The sequence below is a fragment of the Candidatus Accumulibacter necessarius genome (assembly GCF_036625085.1).
In genome coordinates this window covers 232694-249860 of sequence record NZ_JAZKUM010000001.1, presented here as the reverse complement: position 1 = coordinate 249860, position 17167 = coordinate 232694, and the positions used below count along the sequence as shown (strand labels likewise).

The following is a 17167-nucleotide window of genomic DNA, read 5'->3' as shown; positions in this document are numbered from 1 at the left end:
CGGCTAACGCAACGCCGGGGAAGTTGCGAGGGCTGGTGGGGCAGTTAACTATACTGTCCCCGTTTCCCTATTCAAGCCTTGCAATCAATGCACCCAAGTTCCACAATTGCAAGCATGATGAAGCGAACACTGGCTACCAAACTCAAGGCCGCAGTCGACTACACCCCCGCCGTGGCGCTGCTTGGGCCGCGCCAGGTCGGGAAAACCACGCTGGCCCTGGAAATCGGCCGCCAGATCAACGCACTCTATCTTGATCTCGAGTCGGAACAGGACCGCGCCAAGCTCGCCCAACCCGAGCTCTACCTGGCAGACCATCAAGACAAGCTGGTCATCATCGACGAAGTGCATCGCGCCCCCGGGTTGTTTCCGGTACTGCGCGGATTGATCGACCGCGCTCGGCGAGCAGGTCGCACAACCGGTCAATATCTGCTGCTGGGGTCCGCGTCACCTGATCTGCTCAAGCAGTCAGGCGAAAGCCTGGCCGGACGCATCAGCTATCTTGAACTGGCGCCTTTCAGCGTACTGGAAACACCCAATCTGCCAACCGATGAACTCTGGCTACGCGGTGGGTTTCCGGACAGCCTGCTCGCGGCCAATGCAGCCCGCAGCCTGCGATGGCGCCAGGATTTCATCCGCACCTATCTGGAGCGCGATATTCCACAGTTCGGGCCTCGCATCGCCGCCGAAACCCTGCGTCGCTTCTGGGGCATGCTGGCCCATCATCAGGGCGGCCTGCTCAACATCGCCCAATTCGCGCGCAACCTGGGCGTAGACGCCAAGACCGCCGCGGCCTATCTCGACCTGTTGGCGGACTTGTACCTCGTGCGCCGTCTGCCCGCCTGGCATGCCAACCTGGGCAAGCGTCTGGTCAAATCGCCCAAGGTCTATGTCCGCGACAGCGGCCTGGTCCATGCCCTGCTAGCCATCCCCGAGAAGGAAACCCTGCTGGCACATCCGGTGGTCGGGCAAAGCTGGGAATGCATGGTCATGGAAAACCTGCTCATCGCCGCTGCCGGCAAGGCACAAGGTTACTTCTATCGCACCAGCGGCGGTGCCGAAATCGACTTGCTGCTGGCCTGGCCGGACAACAGCCTATGGGCGGTCGAAATCAAGCGCAGCCTCAATCCAAAAGTCGAACGCGGCTTTCATGCCGCCTGTGAAGACCTGGCCCCCGCGCGCAAGTTCGTCGTCTATCCCGGCCAGGAACGCTATCGAATGGCCCACGACATCCAGGCCGTCTCACTGCTCGAACTGGCAACCCAAGTTGCCGAAGGCTGACTACAGCACCGGCAGGGCCACGCCGCTCCGATTACCGATACCCACCCTCATGGCGAGGAGGCGCAGCCGACGTGGCAATCCAGTGCCACCCGACGCGGTGGTCACAAGTTACAGGTCGCTCGCAGACATCGGACGCAGCTTCAAGGTGCTGACATCGGAGATCGAGATCGGGCCGGAGGCGAGCGGACCTCGCCGCAGTCACCAGCCTTCGTCGAACTCAGCTGCAGTTTGCTGCTCGTCCTCCACCGGGCCGAACACATCCGCCTGCCCGCGGTACGCCACCGCCCGCCGAACAACGCCATCGCTCGGCGCCGGCCGCTTGCCGGCGGGGGTGGACCGAACGCCACTGGAAAGACGTCTCGACGCCCTACGCCCGGTTGAACTGCGGGCGGTTCGCCGCACGCCGCTGGAGGGACTCTTCGACCATCTGATCACCGACTCCCATTACATCGGCCCGCTGCAGGGTGTCGGTGAGCAGATCAAGCATCTGGCCTTTGGTGCCGGCCGACCGCTCGCTGCCTGGGCTTCGCACCACTTCGAGTTATGGATACTGTCACCGTATTCCGCACCGTATTCCCAGAGTTATGGATACTGTCACGGTATTCCTTGAAATCACTTCATTCGGTGGCGAATAACAGCGTATCCCCCTGGCGCAACGCGTAGGCCAGGTTGCGAGGGCTGGTGGTCAGTTGAGTGCACCGGCCCCGAGTTTTCTCTTGTTCAGAGTGGCGACGTCAGTCCTGACAGTGATAGGATGAAGCTTCAGCGAGTTGGCGGAGATCGCACATGACGGCGTTGAATAGCCCTCACGACCGCTTTTTCAAGGCGGTGTTCGGGCGGACCGAGGTAGCGGCGGAGTTCCTGGAACGTTATCTGCCGGCGGCAGCCGGACAGGCACTGGACTGGAAGACCTTGCGCACGGCCAAGGATTCGTTTCTCGATCCGGAACTTGCGCTGCATCCCGCGGACCTGCTGTACACCGTTGATCTCTGCAGCGGCGGAACCGGCTATGTACACGTGCTGTTCGAACACAAGAGCTACGTCGAGTCGCGAATCGGCCTGGACCTCCTGCGTTACCGCGTGCGGATCTGGGAACAATGGCTGAACGCCGGGAATTCCGGCCGCCTGCCCGTTGTCGTACCGGTCGTGGTCTATCACGGCACGGCGACCTGGCGCGTCAGCCGGCAATTCGCCGATGAGGTAGAAGACGCTCCGGCCCTGCGCGCCTATGTGCCGGCCTGTATCTATCACCTGATCGACTTGAGCGGATACCGGGACGACGAGCTGCAGGGTGCGGTCATGCTGCATACGGCGCTGCTGACCCTGAAGTACATCTTCCGGAACGAGTTGAGCGAGCGGCTGCCGGAAATTCTGGGACTGCTGCGGGACCTCGCGCAGAGCTCAATCGGGTTGGACTATGTCCGTACACTTTTACGGTACCTGGCGCAGGCGGCGAGCATCGACCGCTTGAGCGGTGACGAGTTGCGCCAGGTAGTGACAGAAACTTTGAGTGGTGGAGGTGAACTGATGCTGACGATTGCCGAGCAATGGGAACAACAGGCGATGGAGAGAGGGATCGAAAAAGGGATCGAAAAAGGGATCGAAAGGGGAATTGAAAAGGGAATCGAGCAGGGAATCGAGAAGGGAATCGAGCAAGGCGAAGCACGGCTGCTGAAGCAGTTGTTGACCTGGCGCTTCGGAGCCTTACCGCCCTGGGTTGAGAGCCAGCTCGCAGGCGCTGAACCGGAGCGCCTGGAGGCGTGGGCGAAGCACGTGCTCGACGCACAGACCCTGGACGCCGTGTTCGTCGAGCGATCCTGAACACCCCCTGCTGCGACGGGCCGACCGCATTCCTGTCCGCGGCGGCCCGAATGGATCACGCCAACTGGGCTATGGGGTAACCAGTGACCCTTGCGAATTGCTAATTCGGTGACGGTATACTCAATGGCAAGCTCGGACAGCTCACCCGCCGCCGCCCTCACCCCTCCAGCGCCACCTTCGCAACAACCACCCGCGGGGTAATTGGTCATACCCCCCGCTGACACGACGGGCTGGGGTGGATTGAAGCAACCTCAGGGCAGCGCTTGGCGGGCACGCCCCACATTACGCTGTAGGAGCCCGATTCATCGGGCGATTTGAACTGACCGTGAGGTGACGATCCTCCCGATCACCTCAACTGCCCACAACAATCCGCCGACTGGCGGCCAGAAGCACCCAGAGATAAATATACTGTCCCCGAATTACGTCTCCCCGCGCCCGATGGCGTGATACTCCAGCCCCAGGCTGCGGACCAGGGCGGGGTCGAAGAGGTTGCGGCCGTCGAAGATCAGCGGCTGCTTGAGCAGCGCCCGCATCTGCTCGAAGTCCGGGCTCTTGAACTCGCGCCACTCGGTGACGATCAGCAGCGCATCGGCATCGCGTAGCGCGTCCGCCTGGTGGCTGGCGAAGCTCAGCCCTGGCAGGTCACCGAACACCCGCCGCGCTTCGTCCATCGCCACCGGGTCGTACGCCCGGATCGCCGCGCCGCGGCGCAGCAGTTCGTGCACGATCACCCGACTCGGCGCCTCGCGCATGTCGTCGGTGTTCGGCTTGAAGGCCAGGCCCCAGAGGGCAAAGCTGCGTCCCTGCAGATTCTCGCCAAAACGCGCGACGACCTTGTCGACCAGCACCCGCTTCTGGCTATCGTTCGCCGCCTCGACCGCAGTCAGCACCCGCAGATCAACGCCCATGTCGTGGCCGGTGCGGACCAGCGCCTTCACATCCTTGGGAAAGCACGACCCCCCGTAGCCGGTGCCGGCGTAGAGAAAGTGCGTGCCGATGCGCGGATCGCTGCCAATTGTCGCCGCCGGCGTGAAAGTGGTGCGAAACTGACGATACGAAAGCGGCTGCGGTTGTATTGGTGGAGGGGGGTGATTAGGGCGAACTGGTGACGACGCGGGAGGAGACATCCGGGTGGGCGGGCTACACGGAGGCCTGGGAGCCTTGATGCCCGGATGCCTGGAGGCCTGGGAGCCTTGATGCCCGGATGCCTGGAGACCCGCAAGCCGGGCAGCTGGCGGTTTCAGTGTTCGAGCGGCTCACGCATCCGATAGCTCGGCCCCTCGATGACGACGGTTTCGGCGTGATGGAGGAGGCGATCGAGGAGAGCGGAGGTCAGCGAGCTGTCGTTATTGAAGATCTCCGGCCAGGACTTGAAGGCTCGATTCGTAGTCAAGACCATGGAGCCTCGCTCATAGCGTTGACTGATCACCTGAAAGAGCGCATCGGCACCGAACTTGTCGATTGGCAGGTAGCCCAGTTCGTCGATGACGAGGAGAGAAGGCTTCGCGAGCCGCGCCATCTCGCGCTTGATGCCCCCCGCGAGTTGAACGGCGGCCAGCGAATTGACGATATCGACCGCGCTGGTAAACAGCGTCGTCTGGCCATGCAGGCACGCCGTGTGCGCCAGGGCGGTTGCCAGATGCGTTTTGCCGACACCGACGCCGCCGAGCAGGATCACATTGGTGTGTTCCTTCAGGAAGCCCAAGCGAAAGAGGTGCTGAATCTGGGCGCGGTTGATCTTGTGCGGGAAACTCCAGTCGAACTGATCGAGCGTCTTGATCCCCGGCAAGCGAGCCGCCTTCACCCGGCGCTGGATCAGCGCCTCATCGCGACGAGCGACTTCCCCGACGACCAACGTTTCCAGAAAGCGGGCATGGCTCCAGGCTGCCTGCGCCGCCTCGCTACTGATCGCGGCATGATGTTTGGCGAAGAACGGCAACTGCAGGCGCGCCAGGCCCTGCTCCAGCAGGATCTCGGATTTCATGAGGGACTTCCATCGAGCGGCGGGACCGGATAGCGCGACAAGTCGGGCGGTGGCAATTCAAGGTCCAGCAAGTCCTGCCGGCGTGTCAAGTGCAGTGGGCTCGCTTCCGGCAACTGGCGCTGGCGAGCCTCGACCAGGTGCGCGATGTACTCGCTGCTAAACGCCTGGAAAGCCAGCGCATCGGCGATTGCCCGCAGCACCGGTGCTTCCCCGTGGATCTCGAGCAGCGCCAGAATCTTCTGCACGTGCGCGTCGGCATGAGCCCGCCGTTCGAGCAAACCGGCGTGATACGCCCTGGCTTCGGCGGATAGCGCCAGAAAGCGCGTCAGCGCGTGTTGCGCCCGCGCATGTCGGCGCTGCGCAAGCAGGGGCTTGGCATGATCCGGGTCCGCCTGCTCCTGATGGCGATCGAAGCAGCGGGCATGCCGTGCGATCAACTGCTCCTCGCGATAAACGCAGAGTCGATCCGGATACGCCTTGAGCACCACGGGACAACCGGCAAAGCGCGCCGGCACCGAATAACGATTGCCCTCGAAGGTCACCCGGAACTGGCGATCGGCGCGCGCCGTCATCACCCTTCCGACATCAAAGGGACGCGGATTCACCGCCTGCAGGAAGGCGCGTTCCTCGGTCCACAGATCGACCGGACGGCGATGCGTCTCCCCATGCACGCGCACATTCGCCACCGTCTCCAGCCACAGCGCCGCCGCCGAGTTGAGCGCCGCGAACTCGGGCAGTTCGCGGCCTTGCAGGAAATTATGCTTGACGTACCCCACGCCGCGTTCGGCACGCCCCTTCTCATTGCCTCGGCAAACATTGCAGGCAACGATCTCGAAGCCGTAGTGGCGGGCGAAATCCAGATAGCGCGGGTTGAACACCGGCGGCTCGCCGCGCCGGTGCTGCACAACCCCGCAGCGCAGGTTGTCGATCATCACTTTCTTCGGGACACCGCCAAAGGCGTTGAAGGCATTGATCTGCGCCCCGAGGAAGAACTCCATCGTCTGCGCCAGGCTGAACTCGACGTACAACTGTCGGCTATAGGCGAGGACCATGACAAAGAACGACAGGCGACGCTGGGCCGAACCCACTGCCAAGGTGCCGAACTCGCCCCAATCGGCTTGTGCACATTCGCCGGGGGCGAAGGAGAGCGTCAGAAACGCTTCGCGTGGACGCGGGCGAACCAGGCGCACGTAGTCCTTGACGATGCTGATCCCGCCGGCGAACCCTTCCTCGCCCAAGCGCTGAAAGACCTGCTGGGCGGATAAGGGGTGCGCTTCCAGCCAGCGCACGATGCGGCCCTTGAACGGATCGAGCTGACTTGCACGTCTGGCGGTTTGCCGAGGGGCATACGGCCGGTCGATCCAGCGCCGGACAGTCTTGATATCGAGACCCAGTTCCTCGGCCAGTTGCGCGGGGGTGAGATGACGGGCCGCACCGTCGCGGATGGCACACCAGGTGGCGTAATCGATCATGGCTGCGCTCCCGTCGATCCCTGCAGTACCGCCCGCAGATGCGCGAAGCGGTCAGCGATCGGCACCGGCGTTTCCAGGCTCAGGACCTGAACCAGCGGCGGCTCAAACGCGATCAGGTCGAGTCCCAGCAGCGCCTTGCGCGCGCGCACCAGACGCGAAAGATCCAGGCCCAGCCGTCGCGCCAGTGCGGCGTCCGAGTAGTAGCTCAGGCCGTCGGCATCACCGACAGTGACCAGGAAGAGATACAGCGCCCAGGCGCTGACCTCAGCCCGCTCGATGTGATGCTCCTGCACCAGCCGGTGGTCGAGCCAGCTGAAATGTGCCGGCAACTCCCGCCGACGTTCCGGAACCAGCAAGCGTTTGCGAATGTTCATGGCGTCCTCCTTCGATATCCTCGCCTAGTTGTAGCAGACGATGGAGGATCGCCGCGATGTCCTCTTGCAACGGGCTATCCCACAAATGGGCAATAAGCCCAATGATTACAGTCGGTTGCCGGCTCAAGACATCTTGTAACGGTGCTGTGACGGGTTCCGGGGCGTTACAAGAAATCATCGAGGATTCAGAGGGTTGGGCCGGCAAGACTTCTTGTAACGCTTCAGAGCTCGGGGGCGGTTGCTCCCCCGTCGGCCCTCGCCGGCTGTAGCCCGGGTGTGCCGCACGCCACACCTGTACCCGGGCGACGGCTTGCGCGCCCATGAAATAGCCCCGATTCTCGGCTTTGGCCAGCCAACGCGCCTGGCTGGCCCGCTTGCTCGCCCCTTGGCACAAGGTGGCCGAGCAATACTGCTGGTGCCGCACGTTCCGCGCGTCCGGTTTGAACGACTTACCGCAATTCAGGCACTTACGCTCCGCTTCTCGACCCATCCCGAACCTCGCGACAGGAATTCATCCCGGCTATGGTGCGGCGTTGCCAAGCAATAACGAAGAAAACCGAAGAAGACGGAGGGAGCGGAAGAAGCGACAGCGGCGATAAGAAAAGCAGGAAGAAGATGCACGGCAACAGGGCGCTTCTTCACCAGATTCAAATCGTCAGGTTCAGACCACTTTCAGGTCGGCGGCGACACCAATGCCGTGGCGCACCAGCGAAGTACCGCCTGACCCCATCCCGGACTCGCCAAATTACGCTGTAGGAGCCCGATTCATCGGGCGATTTGAACTCGCGGGACGATTGAGAGGCTGTCCCTTGTTTCACAGGGCCCAGCGCGTGGATCGGCACGCTTGCAGAAAGAACTGACCGTGAGAGGGAGATCCTCCCGGTCACCTCGACCGCGAGCAACGATCCGCCGACCGTCGGCCAAAAGCCCCTAGAGATATGTGTACTGTCCCCGAATTACCTGCAACCTGCAACCTGCAACCTCAGGTCAACCACGGATCAACCAATTCGATGCCGCAGTCCACGAAATCCCTGGTGTTGCGCGTTGCCAGGCATGCCCCTCGAGAACGGACCACAGCGGCAATCATCGCGTCAAACTGGCTGATGGGCTTTCCCGCCTTCTTCCTCACTGCGGCAATCTCCGCGTAGACGTCAGCCGCGTCACGGTCAAAACTGAGCACCCGGCCGGCGAAATCCTCGGCGAAGATGGCCCGCACAGCCAGCAGCAGCGCATCCCGGCGTGCACCATCGGGTAACACACGGACCCCATAGAGAATCTCACCTTCCACCACGGTCGTAGTGAATAGCCCGGAACGCGGCTGCAGAGCAAGCCAACCGATCACTCTCCCGTGCGGTGCCGGCCGCATGCATTCGGACACCACATTGGTATCCAATACGATCATGCGCCCAAGTCCACGGCCGCGCGCATCGGCTCGCGCGCCGGCAGTTCCAGATCGACCTCACCCAGTGGCTCGATCCTGGCCCGAATTGCATCCACCAGGGATTGCCCGCTGGCGGGCTCGGCGGACAACGCCGTGCGCAGAATGTTCCGCGCCTCGTCCTCCATCGAGCGACCGTGCATGGCTGCTTGTACCCGCAACCTTGCCTTGAGCTGGTCATCGATGTTGCGAATCGTCATGGTCGCCATACGCCCCCCTCATACAAGCAATGACTGCATGTTAGTCATAGACATGATCAACAGCAACCATGCAAGGGCACATCCAACAATCCGGGTCCGTCATTCCGAAGAAGGCCGGAATCCAGAAAAGTCAACGAACTGAGCACCGGCCTTCGCCGGTGCGACGGGTTATTGGACGTACCACCCCACGTTCATTATTGCCTCTCGCCCCCAGACCTTGATCCCCGACACCCTGGATCGCCACGCCCCCATTGGGGCTCGCGATGACGAACCCTGCCGTCATTGCGAGCGTGACTAGGTGACAGCACCCTGATTGCAACCTCGCACAGCTCACCATCCACCGTCCGCTATCCCTCCAGCGCCAACGCCCCAACAACAATCGGCGAACTGGCGGTGCACCCCTTCGAGTTATATATACTGTCCCCGATTCCTAGGAAATCCTCCCGGCCACGTCGACCGCGAGCAACAATCCGCCGACTTTCGGCCAGAAGCACCCCCAGATAAATATACTGTCCCCGAATTCTCGAATTCTCGGCACAACGCGCTGGGGTGGCTTGAAGCAGCCTCTACCCACATTACGCTGTAGGAGCCCGATTCATCGGGCGATTTGAACTGACCGTGAGGTGACGATCCTCCCGATCACCTCAACTGCCCACAACAATCCGCCCACTGTCGGCCAGAAGCCTGCCAAGATACATATACTGTCCCCGAAATTAAGCTTCCCCGCGCCCGATGGCGTGATACTCGAGCCCCAGGCTGCGGACCAGGGCGGGGTCGAAGAGGTTGCGGCCGTCGAAGATCAGCGGCTCTTTGAGCAGCGCCCGCATCTGCTCGAAGTCCGGGCTCTTGAACGCGCGCCACTCGGTGACGATCAGCAGCGCATCGGCATCGCGCAGCGCGTCCGCCTGGTGGCTGGCGAAGCTCAGCCCCGGCAGGTCGCCGAACACACGCCGCGCTTCGTCCATCGCCACCGGGTCGTACGCCCGGATCGCCGCGCCGCGGCGCAGCAGCTCGTGCACGATCACCCGACTCGGCGCTTCGCGCATGTCGTCGGTGTTCGGCTTGAAGGCCAGGCCCCAGAGGGCAAAGCTGCGTCCCTGCAGATTCTCGCCAAAACGGGCAACGACCTTGTCGACCAGCACCCGCTTCTGGCTATCGTTCGCCGCCTCGACCGCAGTCAGCACGCGCAGGTCGATGCCCATCTCGTGGCCGGTACGGACCAGCGCTTTGACATCCTTGGGAAAACAAGATCCGCCGTAGCCGGTACCGGCGTAGAGAAAGTGGGTGCCGATGCGCGGGTCGCTGCCGATGCCGTGGCGCACCAGCTCGATGTCGGCGCCGACGCGCTCGGCCAGCCGCGCCAGTTCGTTCATGAAGCTGATGCGCGTCGCCAGCATGGCGTTGGCCGCGTACTTGGTGAGTTCGGCGCTGCGCGTATCCATCAGCAGCAGCTTGTCGCGGTTGCGTGAGAACGGCGCGTAGATCGCCCGCATCAGCAACCTGGCGCGCTCGTCGTCAGCGCCGATGAGGATGCGGTCTAGGCGCATGAAGTCCTCGACCGCGGCGCCTTCCTTGAGAAACTCCGGGTTGCTGACGACGGCGAAGTCCACGCTGACACCGCGTTCGGCCAGCACCACCTGCACCGCGGCGCGCACCCGGTCGGCGGTGCCGACAGGCACCGTGCTCTTGTCGACGATCACCTTGTAGTCGGTCATGTGCTGGCCGATGTTGCGCGCGGCGGCCAGCACATACTGGAGATCGGCCGAACCGTCCTCGTCGGGCGGCGTGCCGACGCCGATGAACTGCAGCGTCCCGTGATGCACCGCGGCGGCGATGTCGGTGGTGAATTGCAGCCGGCCATCGGCGGCATTGCGCTTGACCATCTCTTCCAGACCCGGCTCATGGATCGGGATGCCGCCGCTGTTGAGGATCTCGATCTTGCGCTTGTCCACATCGAGACAGAGCACGTGGTTGCCCATTTCCGACAGGCAGGCGCCGGTGACCAGACCGACATAGCCGGTGCCAATAACGGTGACTTTCATGAGATGCTAACTTTCCTTTCAAACCTGGTAGTAGTGGCGATACCAATCGACAAAGCGCGCGATGCCTTCGGCCAGCGGCGTGCCCGGCGCGAAGTCGATCCACTGTTCGAGGGCGGCGGTGTCGGCGTAAGTGGCCGCCACGTCGCCCGGCTGCATCGGCAGCAGGCGCTTCTCGGCCTGGCGCCCAAGCTGCTGCTCGATGCAGCCGATGAAGTCCATCAAGGGGACCGGTTGATGGTTGCCGATGTTGAACACCCGATACGGCGCATCACTGGTCGCCGGATCGGGGTTGGCGGCAGTGTACGGGGATCGGGCGCCGGCACCCGGTCGTTCACCCGCAGCACGGCTTCGACGATGTCGTCCACGTAGGTGAAGTCGCGCTGCATGCGGCCGTGGTTGAAGACGTCGATCGGCCGACCTTCGAGGATCGCCCGGGTGAACAGGAAAGGCGCCATGTCCGGCCGGCCCCACGGGCCGTACACGGTGAAGAAGCGCAGGCCGGTGGTCGGCAGACGATAGAGGTGGCTGTAGGTGTGCGCCATCAGCTCGTTGGCCTTCTTGGTCGCGGCGTACAGGCTGACCGGGTGATCGACGTTGTCACGCTCGGCGAAGGGCATGCGCGTGTTGCCGCCGTAGACGCTGGAACTCGAGGCGTAGACCAGATGCTGAACCGCGTGCTGGCGGCAGCCTTCGAGCACGTTCACGAAGCCGACCAGGTTGCTGTCGACGTAGGCGTTGGGGTTGAGCAGCGAGTAGCGCACGCCGGCCTGGGCGGCCAGGTGGATCACCCGCTCGAAACCTTCGCCGGCGAACAACGCGGCCATCGCCGCCCGGTCGGCGATGTCCATCTCGATGAAGCGAAAATCGCCCTGCCCCGCCAGGCAGGCCAGGCGGGCGTGCTTGAGGCGAACGTCGTAGTAGTCGTTGAGGTTGTCGATGCCGACGACCGTGTCACCGCGACGCAGGAGGCTCTGCGCGGTGTGCATGCCGATGAAACCGGCCGCGCCGTTGACGAGGTCAAGTTCGATGGCTATTCCCAACTCGGTAGGGAATGCGAGGTAGTGTCGCAATTGCGAGAAGCCGCCAGCGACCAGGTAGATAGATTGGGGGGGTAACCTATACTGTTCGCTTTTTCCTGTCCGTTATTCCATGAGAAAAGGCTGGAGTGCCGCGCTTCGCTCGGAATGACGGCAACCCCCCGGCCCCGTCATTCCGAGGCGGCGGCACCAACGCGGCAATCCAGCGCGTCCCCCTTACGTAACCCAACCATCCGAGAGCGCCGCTCTACCCAAAAAAACCAACCTTCTGCTTCAACACATGCCACACGAAGATCGGCGCGGACACAAACATCCGCCGCCACAGCCTTCGAGGTTGCTGAACCAGCCTTGGCAGCCACTCCAACCCCAGGCGTTGAAAAACCGGATGCGAACGCTTGACCCGCCCGGTATAGAAATCGAACACCGCCCCGATCGCGCCTGCAAATTTCACATTCAACCGGGCGCGATTCTCGAAAATCCACTTCTCCTGCTTCGGCGCCGTCATGCCAACCCAAAGAACATCGGCTTTGCTGGCGTTGATTGCCGCGATCATCGCGTTATTGTCCTCGGCCGAATATTCCGGCTTGAACGGCGGCGAATACGTCCCGGCAACCCGAATTTCGGGTGATCCACTGCCATGCGTGCACGGATCGCTGCCAGCGTTTCCTCGGTTGCCCCCAAAAAGAACACGCTCATGCCACCCGCCGCAGTCATGCGCCGGTGCAAGCCAAAAAACACATCCGACCCCGTCACTCGCTCGGTAATACGCCCTCCCTGCAAACGGGAAGCCAGCACTACGCCAGCGCCATCGGGTATCAGCCAATCCGCCGCGTGCAAGGCGCGAGAAAATGTTGGGTCATCCAATGCAACTGCATATGAATGGGGGTTCAGGCAGGCCAGCCAGGCGCAACGCCGAACATCCGCCCCTTGCACTGTGGAAAAAAGGCTGTCCGCGCACGCCTCAATCGAAAGCGCTTCGACCCCATAACCTAGAACAACCTCCTTCATTGCCGCCTTCCAGCACGCGAAACGGCCATGGCCTGCTGCGTAAATCTCCATCAACGCGGCGTAATTGGCGTCTTCGGTATATTTCTCTTCAAACTCGCGCCGGGCGCCCAGACCCAGGCGTTGCAAGCAGCCATCGGCCTCCCAGGACGCGCGCACTTCTTGCAGTAAAGACTCAGGCGAAGCCGCCTGAAACACCACGCCGCTGTGCCCATGCCGAACAATGCTGGGCAACGGCCCCAGGTTGGAAACCGCCGCCGGGGTACCAAAGGCAAACGCCTCGCGGACAACCATTGGGAAGCCCTCAAACCATTCCGACGGCAACACCAACAAGCGCGCCCCGGCAATCTGAGCCTGGGCCGCGGCACCACCAAGCTGGCCGAGAAACCGCACGGGCAAACCTTTGGCCATGGCCTCAAGCTGAGGGCGCAACTCGCCATCGCCCGCCAAACGCAGTTCTGGTGCAGCCGGCCCCCACAGTCGCCAGGCTCTCAGCAACGTGGCCACACCCTTCTCCGGCGTCAACCGGCCGGCAGACACCACATAGTTGCCGCGTTCACGCCAAGGAATTACCGGTGGCATACCGGGGTAGAAGTTGGGCTTTACATGCACCTTGGCCAAGGGCAAGCCGGCATCCGCCATCAGTGTTTCGCTGGAAGTCGGACAAGGCAACAAATGCATCCACCTGATCGCGCCAGGTTCCCATGGCGCGTCGGAGCCACACACTGAAAGCCAACGGTGCCGTGGCCACACGGCTGCCCCGGTAACAGCCATGCCGCATGGCAGGGAGGCTGCCACGAGCATCCAGGCAATCGGTGCAAACCTTGCCGGCCCGCATGGGAATACCCGCCGGACAAAACAGTCGGTAATTATGGAGGGTCAACACCCGCGCGGCACGGTCGCCAATCGCATGAAAAATACCCGGTGAAATCAACGGAAATGTATTGTGTACATGCACCACATCGGGCTGAAGCCGGTTCACTTCTCGCCGAATCGCCCACGTCATCCACGGGTTCCACGGCGTGGCCAATCCACCGCGCACGGCACCCAAGGCACCTTGCCCGCGTATCTCATCACTGTGCCGAGTGAACTCCGCGACCTCATGACCCCGCGCCCGCAGCAGGGTTCGTTCCGCCTCAAACACTTGGTTCTCGCCGGAAGGCGCGGCGGAACCGTAAAAGTTATGCACGAGCAAAACCTTCACGCCACCACCTGCGCAGATTCACTAATAACCTGGCGATAAAGCTTGTCGACCACCACAGCCTTTCTATCCCAAGTGAAGTCCTGGGCGCGATGCATGGCGCCTTGGGCCAAGCGACGGCGCAACGGCTCATCCTCAGCTAGACGGCGCAACGCCTGCGACAGGCCAGCAATGGATTCTGTCGGGTGGGTCACCGGCACCTTGATGCCGCATGACTCATCCACCACGCCAGCAAACCCGCAATGATCGAGGCAGACGATGGGCAGCCCCATCGCCATGGCCTCGATCGTGACCGTGGATGTCAAATCGCGCAGGCTGGTAATCAGCATCACATGCGCCTCGGCCATCAACTTCAGCGCGGCTTCGCGCTCCAGCCAGCCATGGAAATAGCAGCGATCGTTTAGGCCAAGGTCACTGGCCTGGGCCTGCCATGCCGTAGTACGCGGCCCTTTGCCCAATACATGCAACTCCCATCGCACGCTGCTAGGCAATGCCGCCAAGGCATCCAGTCCCAAGCCCAATGCTTTACCTGGCGTATGCTGCCCGCTCCAAGCAATCCGCAAGGGCTCATCCGGCAACCGGACACTGGGTGTCACAGCCAAGCCTACCTGCGGCAAACCCACCTCACTCATCAAGGTGCTGTCACACCGCCAATAGCGTTCCGCGCCAGTCTGGTTTTCTGGGGTGGCGGCAATGAGCCCGGCCCCAGCCGCGCGCGCAGCGAGGCGGGGTCGCCGCGAAATGTTCATTTGCCACAAGTTAAGCAAGTTGTAGCCCAGGTAATACAAAGCGCCATAGACACCTAAGCGCGACAAGTAACGCCATGGAAACCCCCCCATACCACCCACTGGGCCCCAGACGAAGGGGATGCCCAGCGCCCACAGATATCCAGGCTCGCGAAACCCCACCATGGTCAACTGGTGTGCCACATCAAACCCAACTTCGGCATGCAGTTTCCGCGCCAGATCATAGACCTGTGCATGCCAACGACGGTAATACCAGTAATAGGACGGCGGCCACAACTTGCGCAGCCAACGATTGCGCTGTTTGCACAGAAAATGGAAATGCACATTCCTAGCAAATTCCGGGTGTTGGGCCAGGTAACGCTCAATGTCCGCGCGGAATTTCTCTTCCTCCACCAGCACCCACAAATCATGATGCTGGGCCAGGGCTGACACAAATCCCCACCCAACGCCGGGCTCCGACCCCTTGTACGGGCTGCACGCATAAGCCGAAACCAACACCTTCAAGCGCCTGCTCACCGCCAACTCCTTGCCAGCAACACCAACAATTCTCCGTAAAGCCCAGCCTTGTCATGGCGGCCTAACAACCAAAGCGCAAGATAAAGCCGTGCATCAGGCTGAACCCCGCTGTCGTTAGCCATTTTCACTGCCAACATTTCACCCACATGCAACGCCTTCGCCAAAGTTGATTCAGCTTTGGCATCACTTTGTACCAACAACGCCGGGGCTATCGCGTAATAAAACGCGTCGCTCAAGGCCAGGCCCCGCGCCTCGCTTGCCTCCCAATCAAATACAAATAGCCCCTCGTCAGTCCAGGCGCAATTCCAGGGGGCAAAATCGCCATGAGTACGGTGAAGATTAATGGCCTGACCTGACTCCCCCAGATTTTGAAGGCGATCGTGCAAATCCCGGCAGGCACGGAGCACCTGGCCTGGCAAGGTTTCATTCATAGATTCCGAAACATGTGCCAGATAGTGCGCCAACGGCACCGTTACTAGCTCCACTAAAGCCAGTTGCCCAAGAAAATCGGCCACGGATTGGTCAAATTTACGCGCAGATACCCGCAGGCGCGGTCGGTATTCCTGATGAAGCGTTACCCCGGCATCTGACGTGACCACATCAACCAACCGTGGCACAAAACTCGAAATGAGGGAGTCTGATAATGCTGATAAGGCCGCGGCTTCATTGTTGAGTGAAGCGCAAGCCCTCGGAGTTTCTGCCACTTTGAGGATGACGCTTGGGAGTTCGTCGCCCAGCGGCATTATAACGGTCTTACGGTTGTCATCCGGCGTGCCCAGATACAGGGCGTAATCGGTAACCTGGCGGCCAACGCGTTCAGGCACACCCGCCAGCACCGCACCATGAGGGACAAAGCCGGGGGACTTTGTGGCGATCAGAAGAACACGGCCGCGCAGCAGATCCAGATAACCGAACCGTGCCAACGTGCGCGCAAGCATCACCCCCAAACGCGCAACCCGTCTCCCGGGCCGATGGAGGCTCAAAGCCATGACCGCATGACGAGCGGAGGTCAGTGGCACAACAACACGTGGATTCCCGGACGGCAACAAACCGTACTCTCGTACCTGCGGATAGGCTTCGCGCAAGATTGAGCGCCAGTGATTGGCTTGCGCCCGCCCAGCAATCATAGCGACCACAGATACCGCTCGAATATCACTTGGCGAAAGGGTGATTTTCCCGTTGCTGCGCACACCATCCACCAGAACCACCTTAGCGCTGCCAGTATCAGCATTGCACTCAGAAACCGGTAACACTCCCCGCCAGAACCGCACTTCTTCGTTTGAAAAACCATAAAGATACAAGCGGCTGCCCGCAGCAACGGGCAGCAACCACCGCCAACCGAAGCGGAAATCCAGTTCAAATAGCGACATCAGAATTACAAAAAATATAACCTATTCCGTCACATCTTTTTCGCGACAATCCAGTACGCCATGGAAAAATACTCACGAAGTGGCCAGCCTGCAAGATTCCAAAATCTCTCGATAGTATGACCTACTGGGCCTCTACATTTGGGCAAGTGAAAAAAAATTTTGTCAATTTTAAACCCGGTCTCTTCCAGCAATCTACGCGCATTTCGTACACTAAAAGCATAAATGTGAGTGCCGTTAAAATAATCCAGCCTTAGTAGATCGCGGAATACATTTCTCTCAATGGGCAAACCCAAGACAAGCGTGCCACCCGGTTCCAGAACGCGTTGAATATTCCTTAACAACAAAATAGGCGAGTCAACATGTTCCATCACATGTGAAAATAATGCACCCTCAAATTCGCCATCTGACAATTCCGCAATAGAACCGAGAACATCGCCATTAATGATATTTAGACCCCTGTTTTTACCAGCTTCTGCCAGGGACGAGACTTGCTCGATACCTTTAGAGCCATCAGCCATATATTTCAGATACAAACCATCCGAGCACCCGACATCAAGAACACGCTTGTTTTTGAGGTACGGATAGACAAACCTCCAAGAAGACATCTCCCCGAAGTCGCCATCCAATCTAGATGCTGCGTATCCTTCATATTGTTTGTCCATACAGCCATCCTTGTTGTGAAT

The 17167-nt window shown here is 61.1% G+C and carries 13 protein-coding genes and 4 pseudogenes; 3 read left to right on the top strand and 14 right to left on the bottom strand.

The annotated features are described in order from the left end of the window. Window positions 1–114 precede the first annotated feature (114 nt). From V5B44_RS01310 to V5B44_RS01300, 3 genes are all read left to right on the top strand, one after another. The gene (locus tag V5B44_RS01310) at window positions 115–1278 is read left to right on the top strand and encodes an ATP-binding protein (protein WP_332357319.1); all 1164 of its coding nucleotides are present in this window, start codon (window positions 115–117) and stop codon (window positions 1276–1278) included. A gap of 331 nt (window positions 1279–1609) precedes the next feature. Further along, window positions 1610–1888, top strand: a complete 279-nt coding sequence (locus tag V5B44_RS01305; protein WP_332357318.1) for a hypothetical protein — start codon at window positions 1610–1612, stop codon at window positions 1886–1888. 176 nt (window positions 1889–2064) lie between these two features. Then, window positions 2065–3099: an Rpn family recombination-promoting nuclease/putative transposase gene (locus V5B44_RS01300; protein ID WP_332357317.1), complete on the top strand. Its 1035-nt coding sequence runs from the start codon at window positions 2065–2067 to the stop codon at window positions 3097–3099. 419 nt (window positions 3100–3518) lie between these two features. Here the strand turns inward: V5B44_RS01300 and V5B44_RS01295 are convergent. The 14 genes and pseudogenes from V5B44_RS01295 to V5B44_RS01235 form a co-directional block, all read right to left on the bottom strand. Continuing rightward, window positions 3519–4115: pseudogene (locus V5B44_RS01295) on the bottom strand (UDP binding domain-containing protein); the annotation flags it as partial. A 224-nt stretch (window positions 4116–4339) separates the two neighbouring features. Further along, window positions 4340–5083: an IS21-like element helper ATPase IstB gene (istB, locus tag V5B44_RS01290; protein WP_332357316.1), complete on the bottom strand. Its 744-nt coding sequence runs from the start codon at window positions 5081–5083 to the stop codon at window positions 4340–4342. Further along, window positions 5080–6555, bottom strand: coding sequence for an IS21 family transposase (istA, locus tag V5B44_RS01285; protein ID WP_332357315.1), 1476 nt, complete (start codon window positions 6553–6555; stop codon window positions 5080–5082). Before istA ends, istB begins: the two co-directional genes overlap by 4 nt. Further along, on the bottom strand, window positions 6552–6929 hold the full coding sequence (locus V5B44_RS01280) for a hypothetical protein (RefSeq protein ID WP_332357314.1): 378 nt from the start codon (window positions 6927–6929) through the stop codon (window positions 6552–6554). The genes istA and V5B44_RS01280 overlap by 4 nt, the downstream gene beginning before the upstream one ends. 982 nt (window positions 6930–7911) lie before the next feature. After that, a complete protein-coding gene (locus tag V5B44_RS01275) occupies window positions 7912–8331 on the bottom strand; it encodes a type II toxin-antitoxin system VapC family toxin (protein WP_332357313.1) in 420 nt (139 codons plus the stop codon). After that, entirely contained in the window at window positions 8328–8576 is a 249-nt protein-coding gene (locus tag V5B44_RS01270; RefSeq protein ID WP_332357312.1) for a FitA-like ribbon-helix-helix domain-containing protein, read from the bottom strand. Before V5B44_RS01270 ends, V5B44_RS01275 begins: the two co-directional genes overlap by 4 nt. 704 nt (window positions 8577–9280) lie before the next feature. Beyond that, window positions 9281–10609 (bottom strand): UDP-glucose dehydrogenase family protein, encoded by a 1329-nt coding sequence (locus V5B44_RS01265; RefSeq protein ID WP_332357311.1) that lies wholly within the window; start codon window positions 10607–10609, stop codon window positions 9281–9283. An 18-nt stretch (window positions 10610–10627) separates the two neighbouring features. Next, window positions 10628–11595 (bottom strand): annotated as a pseudogene (locus tag V5B44_RS01260) (NAD-dependent epimerase). A gap of 298 nt (window positions 11596–11893) precedes the next feature. After that, window positions 11894–12654, bottom strand: a pseudogene (locus tag V5B44_RS26530) (WecB/TagA/CpsF family glycosyltransferase). A 210-nt stretch (window positions 12655–12864) separates the two neighbouring features. Continuing rightward, window positions 12865–13233, bottom strand: a pseudogene (locus tag V5B44_RS26525) (glycosyltransferase); the annotation flags it as partial. Continuing rightward, on the bottom strand, window positions 13208–13855 hold the full coding sequence (locus tag V5B44_RS01250; RefSeq protein WP_332357310.1) for a glycosyltransferase: 648 nt from the start codon (window positions 13853–13855) through the stop codon (window positions 13208–13210). The gene V5B44_RS01250 and the pseudogene V5B44_RS26525, both read right to left, overlap by 26 nt. After that, on the bottom strand, window positions 13852–15114 hold the full coding sequence (locus V5B44_RS01245; protein ID WP_332357309.1) for a glycosyltransferase family 4 protein: 1263 nt from the start codon (window positions 15112–15114) through the stop codon (window positions 13852–13854). The genes V5B44_RS01250 and V5B44_RS01245 overlap by 4 nt, the downstream gene beginning before the upstream one ends. Next, the gene (locus V5B44_RS01240; RefSeq protein WP_332357308.1) at window positions 15111–16484 is read right to left on the bottom strand and encodes a phosphotransferase; all 1374 of its coding nucleotides are present in this window, start codon (window positions 16482–16484) and stop codon (window positions 15111–15113) included. Before V5B44_RS01240 ends, V5B44_RS01245 begins: the two co-directional genes overlap by 4 nt. A gap of 29 nt (window positions 16485–16513) precedes the next feature. Then, on the bottom strand, window positions 16514–17146 hold the full coding sequence (locus tag V5B44_RS01235; RefSeq protein WP_332357307.1) for a class I SAM-dependent methyltransferase: 633 nt from the start codon (window positions 17144–17146) through the stop codon (window positions 16514–16516). Between the last annotated feature and the right edge of the window lie 21 nt (window positions 17147–17167).